Annotated in this window: 16 protein-coding genes; 2 read left to right on the forward strand and 14 right to left on the reverse strand. The window is 42.3% G+C overall.

Translation table 11 applies throughout. The annotated features are described in order from the left end of the window. Positions 1 to 2: 2 nt before the first annotated feature. The 4 genes from aroB to JQ843_RS08160 are packed head-to-tail and all read right to left on the reverse strand — an operon-like array spanning position 3 to position 3,770. Positions 3 to 1,070, reverse strand: coding sequence for a 3-dehydroquinate synthase (aroB, locus tag JQ843_RS08145; RefSeq protein WP_049499661.1), 1,068 nt, complete (start codon positions 1,068 to 1,070; stop codon positions 3 to 5). Positions 1,071 to 1,088: 18 nt separating this feature from the next. After that, positions 1,089 to 1,943 (reverse strand): shikimate dehydrogenase, encoded by an 855-nt coding sequence (locus tag JQ843_RS08150; protein ID WP_084925806.1) that lies wholly within the window; start codon positions 1,941 to 1,943, stop codon positions 1,089 to 1,091. Next, on the reverse strand, positions 1,933 to 2,610 hold the full coding sequence (gene aroD / locus JQ843_RS08155; RefSeq protein WP_000767765.1) for a type I 3-dehydroquinate dehydratase: 678 nt from the start codon (positions 2,608 to 2,610) through the stop codon (positions 1,933 to 1,935). The genes JQ843_RS08150 and aroD overlap by 11 nt, the downstream gene beginning before the upstream one ends. After that, entirely contained in the window at positions 2,607 to 3,770 is a 1,164-nt protein-coding gene (locus JQ843_RS08160; protein WP_203213367.1) for a class I SAM-dependent rRNA methyltransferase, read from the reverse strand. The genes aroD and JQ843_RS08160 overlap by 4 nt, the downstream gene beginning before the upstream one ends. A gap of 149 nt (positions 3,771 to 3,919) precedes the next feature. Here JQ843_RS08160 and JQ843_RS08165 point away from each other — a divergent pair, with 149 nt between their 5' ends. Next, positions 3,920 to 6,037, forward strand: a complete 2,118-nt coding sequence (locus tag JQ843_RS08165; RefSeq protein ID WP_203213493.1) for an LTA synthase family protein — start codon at positions 3,920 to 3,922, stop codon at positions 6,035 to 6,037. A gap of 67 nt (positions 6,038 to 6,104) precedes the next feature. Here the strand turns inward: JQ843_RS08165 and JQ843_RS08170 are convergent, their stop codons facing one another. Together JQ843_RS08170 and JQ843_RS08175 are read right to left on the reverse strand one after the other, a co-directional pair. After that, positions 6,105 to 7,742 (reverse strand): hypothetical protein, encoded by a 1,638-nt coding sequence (locus JQ843_RS08170; RefSeq protein ID WP_203213368.1) that lies wholly within the window; start codon positions 7,740 to 7,742, stop codon positions 6,105 to 6,107. Next, positions 7,723 to 8,472, reverse strand: coding sequence for an ABC transporter ATP-binding protein (locus JQ843_RS08175; RefSeq protein WP_138703834.1), 750 nt, complete (start codon positions 8,470 to 8,472; stop codon positions 7,723 to 7,725). The genes JQ843_RS08170 and JQ843_RS08175 overlap by 20 nt, the downstream gene beginning before the upstream one ends. Positions 8,473 to 8,649: 177 nt before the next feature. Here JQ843_RS08175 and JQ843_RS08180 point away from each other — a divergent pair, with 177 nt between their 5' ends. Further along, positions 8,650 to 10,104, forward strand: a complete 1,455-nt coding sequence (locus JQ843_RS08180) for an alpha-amylase (RefSeq protein ID WP_049499670.1) — start codon at positions 8,650 to 8,652, stop codon at positions 10,102 to 10,104. 89 nt (positions 10,105 to 10,193) lie between these two features. Here the strand turns inward: JQ843_RS08180 and alaS are convergent, their stop codons facing one another. The 8 genes from alaS to murB form a co-directional block, all read right to left on the reverse strand. Further along, positions 10,194 to 12,812, reverse strand: coding sequence for an alanine--tRNA ligase (gene alaS / locus JQ843_RS08185; protein ID WP_203213369.1), 2,619 nt, complete (start codon positions 12,810 to 12,812; stop codon positions 10,194 to 10,196). Between the two features lie 21 nt (positions 12,813 to 12,833). Beyond that, positions 12,834 to 13,319, reverse strand: coding sequence for an LURP-one-related/scramblase family protein (locus JQ843_RS08190; RefSeq protein WP_203213370.1), 486 nt, complete (start codon positions 13,317 to 13,319; stop codon positions 12,834 to 12,836). Between the two features lie 274 nt (positions 13,320 to 13,593). Further along, complete coding sequence (locus tag JQ843_RS08195; protein WP_084862450.1) at positions 13,594 to 13,845, reverse strand: hypothetical protein; 252 nt, start codon at positions 13,843 to 13,845, stop codon at positions 13,594 to 13,596. Positions 13,846 to 13,993: 148 nt separating this feature from the next. Continuing rightward, positions 13,994 to 15,064, reverse strand: coding sequence for an ABC transporter substrate-binding protein (locus tag JQ843_RS08200; RefSeq protein WP_084862451.1), 1,071 nt, complete (start codon positions 15,062 to 15,064; stop codon positions 13,994 to 13,996). Beyond that, the gene (locus tag JQ843_RS08205; RefSeq protein WP_000712740.1) at positions 15,061 to 15,834 is read right to left on the reverse strand and encodes an ABC transporter permease; all 774 of its coding nucleotides are present in this window, start codon (positions 15,832 to 15,834) and stop codon (positions 15,061 to 15,063) included. Before JQ843_RS08205 ends, JQ843_RS08200 begins: the two co-directional genes overlap by 4 nt. Continuing rightward, positions 15,831 to 16,637 carry an ABC transporter permease gene (locus JQ843_RS08210; protein WP_000753801.1) on the reverse strand — a complete coding sequence of 269 codons (807 nt, stop codon included), beginning with the start codon at positions 16,635 to 16,637 and terminating at the stop codon, positions 15,831 to 15,833. Before JQ843_RS08210 ends, JQ843_RS08205 begins: the two co-directional genes overlap by 4 nt. Continuing rightward, entirely contained in the window at positions 16,618 to 17,775 is a 1,158-nt protein-coding gene (locus JQ843_RS08215; RefSeq protein ID WP_000742895.1) for an ABC transporter ATP-binding protein, read from the reverse strand. The genes JQ843_RS08210 and JQ843_RS08215 overlap by 20 nt, the downstream gene beginning before the upstream one ends. Before the next feature lie 159 nt (positions 17,776 to 17,934). Further along, the gene (gene murB / locus JQ843_RS08220) at positions 17,935 to 18,840 is read right to left on the reverse strand and encodes a UDP-N-acetylmuramate dehydrogenase (protein ID WP_203213371.1); all 906 of its coding nucleotides are present in this window, start codon (positions 18,838 to 18,840) and stop codon (positions 17,935 to 17,937) included. Between the last annotated feature and the right edge of the window lie 45 nt (positions 18,841 to 18,885).

Consider the following 18,885-nt stretch of genomic DNA (forward strand, 5'->3'; position numbering starts at 1 on the left):
CCTTATTTTACCAAGTAGTCTTTCATCTCTTCCAGAGAAACTGGGTGGATGGTTGCAGAACCAAGCTCTGGTACCAAGACCAATTTCAAGGTATTGCCACGCGCTTTCTTGTCATGAGTCAAAGCCTGATAAAGCTTGTCAACATCCCAGTTTTCATAATCAACAGGCAAGCCAAATTTCTGACACATATCTGTAATGGACTGAGTTATGCCAGCTGGCATAAGGCCTTTTTCCTCAGCTACCTTGGAAATCTGCACCATGCCCATGGCAACAGCTTCTCCATGCATGACCTTGCCATAACCGGCCGTTGCTTCAATAGCATGACCAATAGTATGGCCAAAATTGAGGTAAAGGCGAACACCATTGTCCAACTCATCCTCAACTACCATCTTACGCTTAACCTGGCAAGAATGTTCAATTAAAGTCTCTGCATGTTCCAGAATGCTCTCTACAGAACCATCTAGCTCCGTCAAGAGAGCCCAAAGTGCTGGATCCTCAATCAAGCCGTACTTGATAACCTCACCCATTCCTTCAATCAATTCTCTTTTTCCGAGAGTTTCAAGAACAAGTGGATCAATCAAAACCCCATCTGGTTGGGCAAAGGTCCCCACCATATTTTTAGCAAATGGAGTATTAACACCCGTCTTTCCACCTATAGAAGAATCCACCTGAGCTGTCAAGCTGGTCGGAATCTGAACAAAGTGAATACCCCGCATATAGGTAGAGGCTACGAAACCAGCCAAGTCTCCAACGACACCACCTCCGAGAGCCACGATTCCATCGCTACGAGTCAGCCCCTGCTTAACAAGAAATTCATAGACTTTCTGAACAGTAGTTAAATTCTTTCTTTCTTCCCCTTCCAAAAAGTCAAATACCGCTACCTGAAAACCAGCATCTTCTAGGCTGAGCTTGACCTTCTCTGCATAGAGAGAGGCTACATGGTTGTCTGTTACAATGACCACTTTTTGTGGTTGCCATAGTTCTCGCAACCATTGACCAGCCTGAGCCAGACAGCCTTTTTCAATCTGAATATCATAAGGATGATGAGGAATATCGATTCTGATTTTCATAGGAGAATCTCCTTTTCTTTATTGGTATTTTTCTGTTAAGGACTGCCAAATCTCTTCTGTCGGCATTTCCTTTCCTGTCCACAGTTGAAAAGCTTCTGCAGCTTGATAGAGCAACATTCCCAGACCATTGACTGCTTGATTTCCCTGACTTCTGGCCCATTTCAAAAATGGTGTTTCAAAGGGTTGGTAAATGATATCTGCTACTAAAAGAGTTTCTGATAGGACAATGTTTTCAGGAACTGGAGATGATTGACCATCCATTCCTACACTTGTCGCATTGACCAGTAAATCCGACCCAGCAATCCTTGCTTGCAGTTCGGGAACATCTTCTAAAGCATACAAGTCTACTTTAAAGCCTGTCTGCTCCTGTAACTTGGTCAGGTAAGGTCTTGTTTTTTCCATCGAAACCGAACGAACAAAGACCGAAATCTGACTGACACCATCCAAAATAGCCTGTGCCAAGATTGATTTAGCCGCACCACCTGCACCCAGCAGGGTCATCTTTTTACCTGAAATTGTAAAAGAAGGCAAGCTCTTAAAAAATCCCTTGCCATCTGTATTATATCCAATTAAATTGCCATTCTCATTGACAACCGTATTAACCGCACCAATCAAACGCGATTCGTCACTCATCTCATCCAAATAAGGAATCACCTGCTCCTTATAGGGCATGGACAGGTTGATGCCAAACATCTGGTAGCGACGAATATTAGCCACTGTTTCTGCCAAGTCATCCGCTTCAATCTCCCAAGCCACATAAGCACCGTTGGTAGCTGTCGCCTCAAAGGCACTATTGTGAATAAAGGGGGAAATAGAATGCTTAATAGGATTGGCAACAACGGCAGCTAAACGTGTATAGCCATCAAGCTTCATCCAAAATCTCCCGAATTTTTTTCATGTTAGCTAGGGAAATCTGACCTGGGGCACTGGCCTCATCTAGACTAGCAAAAGACCAGCTAGAACCCGTCACATCCGCAGTGATACGAGAGACCTTGCCCACCTTGCCCATAGAAATCGTCACATATTCCTGCTCAGGATTGAGGGTTTTAAAGCCCCGTGTATAGTTCATCAAGTCTAGCACATCCTGCTCCGTGTGAGCCATCACCGCAACCTTGACAAGTTTTGGATTTAGGCTCGTCAACTCTGACAAGATTTCCATCATGTTTTCAGGTGTTTCTTGGAAATTGTGGTAACTCAAAACGAGATTTGGGAAGTCCAGCATTTCCTCAAAAACATCCTTGTAGCTATAGTACTCAAAATCAATATAGTCTGGTTGATAGAGTTGCGCCACTTCCTTGATTAGATGGATATATTCTTCTGGAGAAAGGTCGATTTCTCCCCCTTCAGAGCGAGTTCGCAATGTGAAAACCAACTCACGGCCTGCGAATTTTTCAAAAATCGCTGGAGCTACCTGCAAAATCGCTTCTTTAGGTAGATAGTCGGCACGCCATTCAATGATGTCGGCATCCAGGTACCTCGTGGCATCCAGAGCCTGGGCCTCCTCTAAACTTCTTGGCATTACTGAAACGATTAATTTCATTTACTAACCTTCATACTAATCACCTTGAGGTAATTACTACTTTCATCTTTTTTATTATAGGCGAAATCTGCTGGAAGACCGTATTTGTTTAAAATCTGGTAACTTCTTCCTGCAAAGCCTTTATCAATTTGTTCTGTAAATTTCTGACGGGAAACATTGGCAGCATTGGTACTGGCAATGATAATCCCTTCCGGATTTAAAATCTCAAGACTCTGGGATATCAACTTGTGATAATCCTTAGCCACAGAAAATGTTTGTTTTTTATTCCGAGCAAAGCTAGGCGGATCTAGGACAATCACATCATAGGTCAAGCCTTTTCGCTTGGCATACTTGAAATACTCAAAGACATCCATGACTATAAAACGATGGTCGTCTGTGCTGATTGCATTTGCCTGAAAATGCGCTTGAGACAATTCTCGTGAACGTTTAGCTAGGTCAACCGAAGTAGTCTGGCTTGCTCCTCCCATGGCCGCAGCTACTGAAAAGGCTGCTGTGTAGGAAAACATATTGAGCAAGGATTTACCCATAGCCAACCCATCCACTAGACTACCACGAACCTCGTGCTGATCTAGGAAAATCCCTGTCATCAAGCCATCATTCATAAAGACTTGATACAGAACACCATTTTCCAGAACAGTGAAAAAGTCAGGTGCTTCTTGGCCATAAACATGGGCAGATTCATAGTCCAAACCCTTAAAACGGATCTTCTCATAGGTCCCTAAAACCTCAGGAAAAACCTGTCTAAAGGCTTCTGAGATGGTCTGACGAATCTGATAAACATAAGAGTTATACCAAGAAAAAACAGCATAGTCGCCATAAAGGTCCACTGTCAGACCGCCAAAGCCATCTCCCTCTTGGTTGAAGAGACGAAAGGCAGTTGTCAATTCGTCTTGATAGTAGGCACTTCTCTTTTCTTTAGCTTGTCTAAACAGTGCTTCAAAGAAAGCTTGATTGAAGGTCACCTTATCTGTGCTCACAAACCAGCCCAAGCCCTTGTTTTGCTGAGAAAGGTAGGCAGTACCAAGAAAGTTTCCATCTTGACTATGAACTTCTACTTCCTGATCCTTGAGATGAACATCTGCAAGGTCGCTAGCTTCTAGTAAAACAAGCCCCTTGGAAAGCTTTTTTTCAACCCGTTTGTTGACTCTTATTCTATTCATAGTCACTATTATAGCAAATTTTGTGACAATTCTCAAAAAAGAAACTACCCTTGCTTTTTTACTCTAGTTTTAAAAAATGGTATACTAATACTAATAAAAACTTAGGAAGTAATTGTGTGAGAATCAATTTTAACAAAATCCAAAAAGCCATGGGTACCAGACTGGGTTTTGTCCTAACCCTTTTAATCCTCTATTGGCTCAAAACCTTATTAGCCTATACCGTTGACTTCAATTTAGATATTCAAGTGGGCAAGCTGCAAGGGAATTACCTTGCCTTTATCGCTTTTTTCAATCCCCTTCCCTTGGGATTGCTCCTGCTGGCTCTAGCCCTCTATGCTCGCTCAACCAAGGCCTTTTACAGTCTTAGTATAGCTATTTACAGCCTTTTATTCATTTGGCTCTATTCCAATGTCTTTTACTATCGAGAATTTAGCGACTTTATCACGGCTAATACCATGAAGGTGGTCAGCAAGGTGTCTGTTGGTACTGCAGAACTAGAGTTACTACGCTTTTGGGATTTCATCTATTTTATGGATTTCCCATTGCTGGCTTATCTTCTCTATAAGAAGCTCATCCAGTTGGATAGGAGACCTTTCAAATTCCGCCCCAGTGTTGCCATCACTGCTCTCTCGGCCCTGCTCTTTTCAGCTAACCTTTTCTTGGCTGAAATTGAGCGTCCCGATCTCCTGTCACGAGGATTTTCTAATTATTATATTGTTCGTGCCCTTAGTTTGCCAGCCTTTTTAGGTTATAGTGCCAACCAATCCTACAGCGCTAACAAGGAACGTGCTAAAGCCTCTGAGACCGACCTTCAACCTATTACAGACTATATTCAAGAACATGATGCTAAGCCCAATCCAGACTATTTTGGCTTAGCCAAAGGGAAAAATGTGATTTATCTCCACTTGGAGAGTTTCCAGCAATTCCTGCTTGACTATAAACTCAACATAGATGGAACTGATCATGAAGTCACTCCCTTCCTTAATTCTCTCTACCATTCGCAATCAACCCTAGCCTTTTCGAATATCTTTAACCAAGTCAAGGCTGGTAAGACCTCAGATGCGGAAACCATGCTAGAAACTGGCTTGTTTGGACTTAACCAAGGTTCCTTTATGGTCAACTACGGTGGTAGCAATACCCAGCAAGCTGCGCCTTTTATCCTATCAAAAAACGGCTACCAATCAAGTGCTGTCTTTCACGGTAATATCGGGACCTTCTGGAACCGAAATACAACCTACAAACAATGGGGTTACCAGTACTTCTTTGATGCTTCCTATTTCACTAAGCAAGACAGTAGCAATTCTTTCCAATATGGTTTGAATGATAAAATCATGATGAAAGATTCTATCCAATATCTGGAGCACTTGCAGCAGCCTTTTTATGCCAAGTATATCACGGTGTCCAATCACTATCCCTATGCTAGCAATCTGACAGGCAATGAGCTTGGTTTCCCACTGGCCAAAACCAAAGATGAAACGATCAATGGCTACTTCCAAACGGCTAACTATCTGGATAGTGCTATTAAGTCCTTCTTTGACTATCTCAAAGAAAGTGGCCTCTATGAAAAATCCATCATCGTCATCTACGGAGACCATTATGGCATTTCTAATTCCCGCAATCCTGACCTGGCACCTTTGATTGGAAAGACTTCTGAGAACTGGTCGAATTACGACAATGCCATGTTGCAACGAGTGCCTTTTATGGTAGTCATGCCTGGTTATGAAAAAGGACAAATCATCAATACCTATGGTGGACAAATTGATATCTTACCGACTCTCGAACACCTCCTTGGTATTGAGTCCAATTCCTTCCTTCAAGTCGGCCAAGACCTCCTATCACCAGATCACCAAGAAATCGTTGCCTTTCGGACTGCCAATTCCTTTGTCACACCTAAATACACTAGTTACGACGGACGTACCTACTATACTGAGAGTGGTCTTGAAATCAGCAATCTTGATGAACAAGCTCAAACTGAACTAGAAAGCGTTCGTCAGGCAGCCAGTCAACAGCTAAAAATCAGCGACCAGATTCAAACTGGTGATTTGATACGTTTCTACCAAGCAGATCATCTTGGAAAAGTTGATACAGAAAGTATTTCTTACCTCAATTCTTTACCAATTCTTCAAAAGATTGAGCAGGAAAAAGGAAGTCAATCAACTAGTCTCTTTAGCCAACGACAAGGCAAAACCAGTACTGACCTTTTCAAGGCACCAAGTTACCAAGAACTCCACCCCGAGTCTGCAGAAACCGAATCAAAATCACAATAAAAAATGCTCTTCCGTCTTGGAGGAGCATTTCTTTTTATAAAATTTATCAAGCAAACGACCAACTATCTCATCTTTTTTCTACCTCTACCAATATGCGTGATAGGTAGTAATGATAGCCAAAAACAGCAAGACCAAGTAAGAGGATAAGAGCTCCTACTCCCAAGCTGATGGCAAGGACAGGGGCGAGAGACTGAACCAAGAACAAACTTGCTATGACTAAAATCATTAAGATAACACTATAAATTAAGAGTAAAACTATTGCTACTATACGATTTGAACGGTTCACCAGGTCCGTAATGTTACTCCAATTGGTTGACAAATTTTTCACGTCCTTAAGGTAATGGTGGCAAGAAAGGATGACACTGGCAAGGGTCCAGACTACAAGAAGGTATATCATCGAAAGGATAGGCAAGCCTAAATATAGAGAAAGGCCAAGTAAAATCAGAACTGGTAAAAAAGACTGGACAGCAAATATAATCCAAAATTTCACTTTCACATAACGAGCAAAGTCAAAGGGTAAACTCTTAAGAAAATCAACATTTTCCCTCTCCAAGGACAAGGCAATTGAATGCAGGCTGGTGATATTGTTATTGACAACTGCTATAAAGAGAGCTATAAAAAACAAGGGTAACCAGTATGGAGGATGAATGTCTGGAACTATCTGAGAATCTCGGATGTTGGAAATCAGACCAATCATCATGAGATAAGGAAGGAAAGCACTTGTAAAAAGCACTGTAACCACGCCAGTTCCCTGTCCCAAGAGGGTGAGGTGGTAGCGTAAAACCATACGGAAAAAGCCCTTTTTATTAGTAGTTGAAATTCTCTCCTTATTGCGACGTTCTTTCTTGACCTTCTCCTCACTGTTAAGCAGAATCACGTCATAAAAATGAGGAAAAACCTTCTTTTTGGTCAGGTAAAGCAAGAAAACAGTTAAAGCTATCCAAGCGAGCAGACCCAGGATGGCTTCTGTCGAAAAAGGCTCCACTGCTATTTTGTAAAAGATATGAATAGGATAAAGGAGAAATGGAATATCTCTAACTTTGTCAACTATAACTCCAGAAGTCGACTGTAGAAAGAGGACAAATATTAAAGGTATGAGAACCCCTATCCCAATCATCACATTCGAAAAAATAGACTGATACTTTCTGAAGACCGTAGTCTGAGCCAAGAAATGTACTGCCACTATCATCACTAAAGTAACAGAGACAAATAATAAGGCCAAGGACAGTAGCATCAAAGGCAAGCCTAGCCAAAGAGAAGGTGCTAGCCTAATATAGAGGACTAGAAAATAAGCTAGGATTGGTACAATTCCAGGCAGAGCTGGCAAGAGGACAGACAGTCCTTTAGCGATTATAATCTCTGATTCTTTAAAGGCATAGGGCCTATAGGAGACTAGGTCCTTACTCTCATAAAAGACATTGTAAAAAGCTGTTAAAGAAGTTGAAAAGGCAATCACTAGTAAAATAGCAACCATGAAGCTAAAATAAACAGGCATTTCCTCAAAAGGAAAATGATTGGCTATATTTATAAACATGATGAGCATCAAGAGACTGGAAAAAATGTAAGAACCTAGGACTCTAGCGGAAACATTTACTTTTTTCCCAGGATTTTTAGCTTGCTTCTTTCGTAGGTTAGCCAGATTAGCTTCTTGAGATGAATAGAGGATATTGATATCAACTAATTTTTTAATGACCTTGAGACGCATCTGAAACCTCCTCTTTTCTACCAGCAAGGCTAAGGTAGATACTTTCCAAAGACTGGTCTGGATGGTCTTTTCTCAAGTCCTCCACACTACCACAATAAATCAAATGTCCCTTTTTCAAAATAGCAATCCGATCACAGACCTGCTCGGCTACCTCTAGGACATGAGTTGAAAACAAGACTGTCTTGCCTTTTTGTGCATGTTCCTTCATCATTTGCTTCAAATCAAAGGCAGCCTGGGGATCCAAACCAGTCAAGGGTTCGTCCAAGACCCAAATATCGGGATCAGACAAGAGTGCTCCGATGACAAAGACTTTCTGACGCATTCCGTGAGAAAGGGTTTCAATAACCTGATAGCGATTTTCAGCAAAATCAAAAACACTCAATAGCCTAGCTAGACTAGCCTCCAAGTCAGAGCTAGTCAGATCATAGGATGAAGCAATCAATTCCCAAAACTCATTGGCCGTTAAGCGTAAAAATAAGTCAGGCGAGTCTGCTACGTAGCCAATCTTTCGTTTAATAGCCAAGCGATTTTCCGATAAATCCTGACCGTCTACCAAAATACGACCACTGCTGGGCGAAATGATACTGACTAAGGATTTTATGGTGGTCGATTTTCCAGCACCGTTATGGCCAATCAAGCCCATAATCTCTCCATTTTCAATCTGCAAATTGAGATTGCTCAAGGCCTCTTTATCACCATACAACTTACTAACATTTTGAAATTCAATCATGAGAAATCTCCTCTCTTTATCTATGTAATTCACTATCATTATAGCGCTTTCATTTTAAAAATCAACATTTTATATAAAATAGTCAAAAACTTATTATTCAGTTTTACGCAAACGTTTGAGCTAACCGATACTTTATGATAGAATAAAGAACAAGATTGACAAGTAAGAGGAAAAATCATGCAAAATCAAACACTCATGCAATACTTTGAATGGTATCTGCCCCATGACGGCCAGCACTGGACGCGTCTGGCTGAAGATGCTCAACACCTTGCTAATCTCGGTATTAGTCATGTCTGGATGCCACCAGCTTTTAAGGCAACCAATGAAAAAGATGTCGGCTATGGTGTCTATGACCTATTTGACCTTGGAGAGTTCAACCAAAAAGGGACAGTCCGTACCAAGTATGGTTTCAAAGAAGACTATCTTCAAGCTATTCAAGCCCTAAAAGCACAGGGAATCCAGCCTATGGCCGATGTGGTACTCAACCACAAGGCTGCAGCCGATCACATGGAAGCCTTTCAGGTTATCGAAGTAGACCCTGTAGACCGTACGGTTGAACTTGGAGAACCCTTCACCATCAATGGCTGGACTAGCTTTACCTTCGATGGTCGCCAAGATACCTACAATGACTTCCACTGGCACTGGTACCACTTCACAGGTACAGACTATGATGCCAAACGCCGTAAGTCTGGGATTTATCTGATCCAAGGTGACAATAAAGGCTGGGCAAATGAGGAATTGGTCGATAACGAAAACGGAAACTATGACTACCTCATGTATGCCGACCTAGACTTTAAACATCCTGAAGTCATTCAAAATATCTATGACTGGGCTGAATGGTTCATGGAGACAACTGGTGTAGCTGGTTTCCGCTTGGATGCCGTTAAGCACATTGACTCTTTCTTCATGCGCAATTTCATCCGAGATATGAAGGAAAGATACGGTGACGATTTCTATGTTTTTGGTGAATTCTGGAATCCTGACAAGGAAGCCAATCTGGACTATCTTGAAAAAACGGAAGAACGCTTTGACCTTGTCGATGTTCGTCTACACCAGAATCTCTTTGAAGCCAGTCAAGCTGGCGCAAACTATGACCTTCGTGGTATTTTCACAGATAGCTTGGTTGAACTCAAGCCTGATAAGGCTGTGACCTTTGTCGACAACCATGATACCCAACGAGGACAAGCCCTTGAATCGACTGTTGAAGAATGGTTCAAACCAGCAGCCTATGCCCTCATTCTGTTACGCCAAAATGGCCTTCCATGTGTCTTTTACGGCGACTACTATGGGATTTCAGGGCAGTATGCTCAACAAGATTTCAAAGAAGTCCTTGACCGCCTCCTAGCCATCCGAAAAGACTTGGCCTATGGAGAACAAAATGACTACTTTGATGATCCTAACTGTATCGGTTGGGTACGTTCAGGTGCTGAAAATCAATCCCCAATCGCAGTTCTCATCTCAAATGACCAAGAAAACAGCAAATCAATGTTTATCGGCCAAGAATGGGCTAACCAAACCTTTGTAGATCTACTTGAAAACCACCAAGCTCAAGTTATCATCGATGAGGAAGGTTATGGACAATTCCCTGTCTCAGCTGCTTCGGTAAGTGTCTGGGCAGCCAATACTATCTAATAGCTTATAATCATCAAGCCAGATCCAAGCGGATTTGGTTTTTTTGTATTCACAAAAAGACCTACCCAAGTGGATAGATCTTTATTATCTTACAATTTACCTGCTACTGAATCCAACAATTCTTGGATCTTAGCTTGGTTGCTTCCTCCTGCCATGGCCATGTCTGGTTTACCACCACCACGTCCATCGACGATTGGTGCCAATTCTTTGACAAGGTTTCCTGCATGAAGGTCTTTTGTCTTACTTGCTACAAGGACATTGACCTTGTCACCGATAGCAGCAACTAGGACAAGAAGATCAGAGTAGTCTTTTTGTTTCCAGTTATCCGCAAAAGTACGAAGGGCACCAGCGTCAGATACAGATACTTGACTAGCAATGTAACGGTGACCGTTGACTTCCTTCACATCCTTGAAGATGTCGCCTGCAGCTGCAGCTGCGGCCTTTTCTTTCAATTCAGCATTTTCTTTTTGAAGTTGACGAAGTTGTTCTTGAAGTCCTTCTACCTTGTGAGGTACTTCCTTGACTTGAGGTGCTTTCAATGTTGCTGCGACTGCTTTAAGAGCATCTTCTTGTTCACGGTAGGCTTCAAAGGCTTCCTTACCAGTCACTGCCAAGATACGGCGAGTTCCTGATCCGATCCCTTCTTCTTTGACAATCTTGAAAAGACCAATTTCAGAAGTGTTGCCAACGTGGGTACCACCACAAAGCTCGATAGAGTAGTCACCTATAGTAACAACACGGACTTCTTTGCCGTATTTCTCACCAAAGAGGGCCATAGCTCCCATTTCTTTGGCAGTGTCAATATCCGTTTCAACAGTTTCTACAGCAATGGCTTCCCAGATTTTTTCGTTGACTTGCTGTTCAATCGCACGCAATTCTTCAGCAGTTACTGCTTGGAAGTGAGTAAAGTCAAAGCGAAGGAATTCAACTTCGTTAAGAGAACCTGCTTGTGTTGCATGATTCCCAAGGATATTATGAAGGGCAGCGTGAAGCAAGTGAGTCGCAGTGTGGTTTTTCATAACACGGTGACGACGATTTGTATCAATTGCCAAGGTATATTCTTGGTTCAAGGCAAGCGGTGCAAGAACTTCAACTGTATGAAGGGCTTGTCCGTTTGGTGCTTTCTGAACATTTGTCACCTTAGCTACAACTGAACCAGATTCATCCAAGATTTGTCCATGGTCAGCGACCTGTCCACCCATTTCAGCATAGAATGGCGTTTCCGCAAAGATAAGAGAGGTAGTTCCTTCTGACACAGCTTCTACTTCTGCATTGTCAGCCACGATAGCCACCAATTTAGAAGACAATTGGCTAGCATTGTAGTTGAAGACACTTTCTACAGTGATGTTTTGAAGGGTTTCATTTTGCATCCCCATTGAGCCACCCTTGACAGCTGACGCACGCGCGCGTTCTTGCTGTTCTTTCATGGCTGCTTCAAAACCTTCACGGTCTACAGTCATGCCAGCTTCTTCAGCGATTTCTTCAGTCAATTCAACTGGGAATCCATAAGTATCGTAGAGTTTAAAGACATCTTGACCAGCAATGACAGATTGACCTTTTTCTTTCAAGTCTGCTACGATGCCTTGGGCAAAGTGTTGACCTGAGTGTAAGGTACGAGCAAATGATTCTTCTTCGCTCTTAACGATTTTTTCGATAAAGTCACGTTTTTCAAGCACTTCTGGGTAGTAGCTTTCCATGATCTTACCAACAGTTGGAACGAGTTTGTAAAGGAAAGGCTCGTTGATACCCAATTTTTGACCATGCATAGAAGCACGACGGAGAAGACGACGAAGGACATAACCGCGGCCTTCATTTCCAGGAAGAGCACCATCACCAATGGCAAATGAAAGTGAACGGATGTGGTCAGCAATAACTTTAAAGCTCATGTTGTCGCCATCTTGGTCATAGACCTTACCAGACAATTTCTCCACTTCACGAATGATTGGCATGAAGAGGTCTGTTTCAAAGTTTGTCTTAGCTCCTTGGATAACCGCAACCAAACGCTCCAAACCAGCGCCCGTATCAATGTTCTTATGTGGCAATTCCTTGTATTCGCTACGAGGAACAGCAGGGTCTGCGTTAAATTGTGACAAAACGATGTTCCAGATTTCGATATAACGGTCGTTTTCGATATCTTCTGCAAGGAGACGAAGACCGATATTTTCTGGGTCAAAGGCTTCTCCACGGTCAAAGAAGATTTCTGTATCTGGTCCAGAAGGTCCTGCACCGATTTCCCAGAAGTTGTCCTCGATTGGAATCAAGTGACTTGGATCCACTCCCACTTCAATCCAACGGTTGTATGAATCTTTATCATCTGGATAGTAAGTCATGTAAAGTTTTTCAGCAGGGAAGTCAAACCATTCAGGGCTTGTCAAAAGCTCATAAGCCCAAGTGATGGCTTCGTCACGGAAGTAATCACCGATAGAGAAATTCCCCAACATTTCAAACATAGTATGGTGACGTGCTGTCTTCCCTACATTTTCAATATCGTTGGTACGGATAGCCTTTTGGGCATTGGTAATACGTGGATTTTCAGGGATAATGGTCCCGTCAAAGTATTTCTTAAGGGTTGCTACCCCAGAGTTTATCCACAAAAGAGTTGGGTCATTTACAGGAACCAAACTTACTGATGGTTCTACAGAGTGACCTTTGGTCGCCCAGAAATCAAGCCACATTTGGCGTACTTGTGCACTAGATAGTTGTCTCATATTGTCTCCTTATTTACTTGTTTAATGTGATTGGCTTTCCAGCATTTCCACGTAGTCAATTGCGACACAGAGGGAAATGACTAGGTCTGCATAAGCGTCCTCAAGAACCGTTACGTTATAGGTAGAGGTCAGATGGAAGAGTTCTTTCTTGATTTCCGCAATCAACTGATCGCGATCATCCAGCAATTTGAAATTCAAATCCCAGATATTGCCCTCTATACGAAGACCTAGATTATCAAACTCATACTTATCTCGCCAGAAGGTCAACTTCTTACGAATGACAAAACTCGATCCATCCTGAAGCTGAATCTCAAAACGAGGAAGTAGAGTCCAAATCTCTTTACTAATCTCACTGACTTGGTTACCAAATGCATCATAGATAGTAAAGGTTTTGGGAATTTTAAAAAATGATCCCTCTACCTGATAGGCGATTTCTCCCCTGTCATCCTTGATAGCAAAGCGCTCGCCTCCAAGACGAAACTTTTGTTTGACAAGAAATGTTTTCATCAACACATCCAAAAAATCAAAAGACAAGTTCATATCACGAAGGGCGAAAAACCGCGGTACCACCTTCATTCAATGAACTTGTCATTCTCTTATTCTTATGCAATTGTATGATTGAGTAGCATGACTTCCTAGCTTAGATGGCTCGCAGCACCGCCATTTCTCTGGACTAAGACAACTGAAAATCAATTCTCAACTTTCTTATTATAACGTTTTTTTAAGCTTGCGTCAACTGGAAATGATCCCCATTTAAATAACCCATTCCCTACATCTCTTCTTACTTTTTCAGGATATATTTTTTCTTACTGCTATCACTCTTTTTATCCCAACTTTTATCCCACATTTTCGAATTGCTAAAAATAGCTACGAAAATATTCCAAAATATAAAGTTTCCTATCACCAAATATATGGAATCAGTTGTTAGGTATTGTCGATCCAAACCATCCTTTAGATAGAATAGTATATATGTTTGGTTAAAAATCATTAATGTTGGCCAATAACTTTTTTTGAAAAAAGTAGACATTTTCATTATTTGTTACCGCTTTCTGTAAGGTTAAACTTAGTATACTACTGAGAAAGAAAATAAGCAACTAGAATAGAAAAATATAGGGCTGTAAAAACTGACTTCTATCAAAAAAACGAACCAGCTGACTGATTCGTTTTCATCCGTTTAGCTCCTACTTCCTATACATTTTAAACTGTAGGAAGAGGTCGCTATATTTTCCTGTCCATTTATGGTCAAATTTCTCATAAACTTCTAGGTGTTTCATGGTTTCAGCATCTGGATAGAAAGCCTTGTCTTCTTTCTTCTCCTCTGGGAGCAATTCCTTAGCTGGTAGGTTTGGTGTTGAATAGCCGACATACTCCGCATTTTTGAGAGCATTTTCGGGTTTCAACATAAAGTTGATAAAGGCATAGGCTGCATCTTGGTTTTTGACTGTTTTTGGTATAACCATATTGTCAAACCAAAGGTTGCTGGCCTCAGTCGGCACCACATAGCGTAGATTTTCATTTTTTTCTAGCATTTGGCTGGCTTCACCAGAGAAGGTCACACCGATAGCAGCATTGTTCTGGATCATGTAGCCCTTCATCTCATCCGCCACAATAGCCTTGATATTTGGAGTCAGTTTGTAGAGCTTATCAACTGTCTCTTCCAACTGCTGGGTATCCTTGGAGTTGAGGCTGTAGCCGAGGGAATTTAGTCCGAGTCCCAGCACCTCACGCGCCCCATCAAAGAGCATGATAGAGTTCTTATACTCTGGCTTCCAGAGGTCATCCCAATGCTCAGGCGCCTCATCTACCATGGTTTCATTGTAGACAATTCCCAAGGTTCCCCAGAAGTAAGGAATGGAGAATTTATTGCCTGGGTCAAAGGACTGGTTGAGGAACTCTGGTCCGATATTTTCAAGACCTTCAAGTTTTGAATAGTCAAGCGGTACCAAGAGGTCTTCGTCCTTCATCTTGTTAATCATGTATTCACTAGGGATAGCAATATCGTAGGTCGTTCCACCCTGCTTGATCTTGGTATACATGGCTTCATTGGAGTCAAAAGTCTCGTACTGGACTTGGATGCCTGTTTCTTCTGTGAATTTCTCCAAGAGTTCAGGATCGATATAGTCCCCCCAGTTGTAGATTACCAGTTTTTGACTATCTCGACTATTGATTTTACTATCTAGATGCGTCGCAATTCCCCACAAGACCAGGATAATGGCTGCAATTCCTGCTAAAAATGAATAGAGTTTTTTCATGCTTGCTCCTCCTTCTCACGTGAGATAAAGTAATATCCAACCACTAGGATAATACTAAAGAGAAAGACAAGGGCAGACAGGGCATTGATTTCTAGCGAAATCCCCTTACGAGCACGAGAGTAAATCTCGACTGATAGGGTTGAAAAGCCATTTCCCGTTACAAAGAAGGTCACGGCAAAGTCATCTAGCGAATAGGTGAAGGCCATGAAATAACCTGCAATGATAGACGGAGTCAGGTAAGGAAGCATGATTTCCTTGAACATCTGAAACTGACTAGCACCTAGGTCATAGGCCGCATGAATCATGTCACCGTTCATTTCCTTAAGACGAGGCAAGACCATCAAGACCACGATAGGAATCGAAAAGGCCACATGACTAGAAAGAACTGTCAAAAAGCCAAGTGAAAACTTGAGTTGAGTAAAAAGAATCAAGAAGCTGGCACCAATCATAACGTCAGGCGCAACCATGAGGATATTATTGAGTGATAGAAAAGCTTCTTGGTATTTCTTACGAGACTGGTAGATGTAAATAGCTCCAAAAGTCCCGATAATGGTCGCTATCAAGGCTGAAAGGAAGGCCAAGAAAAAGGTCTGGGTCACAATTAACATAAGGCGACCATCGCCAAACATGGTTTTAAAATGGCTCAAGCTAAAGCCTGTAAAGCTATTCATGTCGTTGCCTGCGTTAAAGGCGTAACCAATCAAGTAAAAGATAGGCAGGTAGAGGACAAGAAAGACCAGTCCCAGATATAGATTGGCAAATTTTTTCATCGTTCTCTCCTTTCCTTGGTCACCCACATGGTGATGAACATGGTCAAGATGAGAATTACACCGATGGTTGAACCCATACCGTAGTTGTCATTGGTTAGGAAATTCTGTTCAATAGCCGTTCCCAGCGTAATAACGCGATTCCCACCAATCAAACGGGTCAGCATGAAGAGACTCAAACTTGGGATAAAGACCGATTGGACCCCACTTCTCACTCCGTTCATCGATAGAGGGAAGATGACATGACGGAAGGTCTCCCACTTGGTCGCACCGAGGTCGTAGCTGGCATTGATGAGATTGTTATCCATATCGTCCAAGACATTGAAAATCGGCAAAATCATAAAGGGAAGCTCGATGTAGCTTGCGACAAAGATAAAGGAGAAATCGGTAAAGAGCAACTGCTGTGAACCGATTCCGATAAATTCCAAGAATTGATTAATAGAGCCATTTTGACCAAAAATCCCGATAAAAGCATAGGCCTTGAGGAGCAAATTGATCCAGGTTGGCAGGATAATCAGCATGAGCCAGAGTTGACGGTGCTTGAGGCGGGTCAAAAAGAGGGCTGTTGGATAGCTGATAAGCAGGGTCACAAAGGTTACAATTCCTGCATAGAGTACAGAGTTGAAACTCATTTTAAGATAGGTCAAGTTTTGTGACGCAAAGTAAGACTTATAATTTTCTAAACTAAACTGACCTTCAATATTGAAAAAGGATTGTCCGAAAATCAAGACCAAGGGTGCCAATACAAAGAGGGCAATCCAGAGCATATAGGGCACTACAAAGAGTTTAGAGCTTGTTTTCTTCATCTCTCTCCTCCTCGATTGCATTGATCAGACCTGCTTCTTGCTCTTCAATTTCCACGTATTCTTCGATACGGGCATCGAACTCTTCCTCGGTTTCGTTGAGACGCATGATGTGGATGTCTTCTGGTTCAAAGTCCAGACCGATTTCCTCACCCACGATGGCCTTACGAGTCGAGTGGATCATCCATTCATTTCCAAGTTCGTCATAGGCGATAATTTCATAGTGAACCCCACGGAAGAGCTGGGTATCGACCTTAACTTGGAGCTTGCCTTCTTCAGGAAGGGTAATGCGCAAGTCTTCTGGACGAATCACGACCTCAACAGGTTCATTTGGCTTCATCCCACCATCGACCGCTTCGAAGCGTTTGCCGTTGAACTCAACCAAGTAGTCCTCAATCATGGTACCTGGCAAGATGTTTGACTCGCCGATAAAGGTGGCAACAAAATGGTTAATTGGCTCATCGTAGATGTCAACAGGTGTTCCTGACTGGACAATCTCTCCATCATTCATAACGAAAATCCAGTCACTCATGGCCAGGGCTTCTTCCTGATCGTGAGTGACAAAGACAAAGGTAATGCCCAATCGTTGTTGTAGTTCACGCAGTTCATACTGCATGTCTGTTCTCAATTTCAAGTCCAGCGCTGATAAAGGCTCGTCTAGCAAGACCACACGGGGTTGGTTGATGATGGCGCGTGCAATAGCCACACGCTGACGTTGTCCTCCAGAGAGTTTACGGATGGAACGTTTTTCGTAACCTTCCAACTGAACCATCTTGAGAACTTCCGCTACGCGTTTCTCGATTTCTTTCTTGTCAATCTTACGCAAGCGAAGTGGAAAGGCAACATTTTCAAACACATTCATATGTGGAAACAAGGCATAGGATTGGAAGACCGTATGGACGTCTCGCTTGTTGGTTGGGATGTCATTGATACGGACACCATCCAGCAAAATATCTCCTGTCGTCGCATCTAATAAACCTGCAATGATGTTAAGGATAGTTGATTTCCCTGAACCAGATGCGCCTAGAAGAGTATAGAATTTCCCTTCTTCCAACTCAAAGTTGATGTCTTTGAGAACCTTGGTGTTGCTGTCTTCAAAAACTTTTGAGACGTTTTTGAATTCAATAATTGGTTTTTTCAATTGTCATTTATTCCTTCTTTTTCATAGATTAACAGATCAGGGCTCTGTCAGGCCGCTACTACCTCGTGTAGGAGATTGAACTGCCTACATTCTTCTGCACTAACGATAGGCTTTCACCCCCTTTCCATGACATAGCAGCAGCTTTTCAACTACAGCTTCCTACTTGCTTTCACCCAAGATACGAACTTCTCTCTCAAGAGTAACGCCAGAGTGTTCCTTGACTTTTTCGATAACAGACTCAATCAAGTCCTCGTAGTCTTTAGCCGTTCCGTCAGCAACATTGATCATAAATCCTGCGTGTTTTTCTGACACTTCTACGCCACCGACACGATAGCCTTTCAAGCCAGCTTCTGAAATTAATTGACCTGCAAAATGACCTACTGGACGCTTAAAGACCGAACCACAAGATGGATATTCTAAAGGTTGCTTGAGTTCACGTAGATGCGTCAAACGATCCATTTCTTGCTTGATAACCTGATGGCTTCCTGGAGCTAGGGCAAATTTAGCTGACAGAACAACTGCACCAGACTCCTGAATAGCTGAATGGCGGTAACCAAAAGCCAAATCCTTTACAGATAGGGTCTCAATTTCTCCATCCTTGGTCAAGACCTTACAAGACTGTAAGATGTGGGCAATTTCGCCACCATAGGCACCCGCATTCATAAAGACAGCACCACCGACGCTCCCTGGAATGCCACAAGCAAACTCAAAGCCAGTCAAGCTATGACGAAGGGCAATGCGAGTTGTTTCAATCAAGTTAGCACCAGCTTCAGCTTCAATGGTATAGCCATCAACGGAAACATTATTGAGCTTGTCACACAAGATGACAAATCCACGAATCCCACCATCACGAACGATGATGTTGCTGGCATTCCCAAGAACCATCCAAGGGATATTTTCTTGATTGGCAAATTTAACAACGCGAGCCAACTCAAAACGATTTCGTGGAAAGACCAAATAATCGGCCTCTCCACCTACTTTTGTATAACTATAGCTATGCAAGGGTTCCTTAAAACGGATATCAATCCCTTCTAAGATTTCAAGCATTTTTTCTTTTACTGACATGACACTCTTCCTTTTACAAAATTCATTCCATTATACCATTTTTAA

The organism is Streptococcus mitis, from assembly GCF_905187495.1.
In the GTDB taxonomy this organism is placed as follows: Bacteria; Bacillota; Bacilli; order Lactobacillales; family Streptococcaceae; genus Streptococcus; species Streptococcus mitis_CU.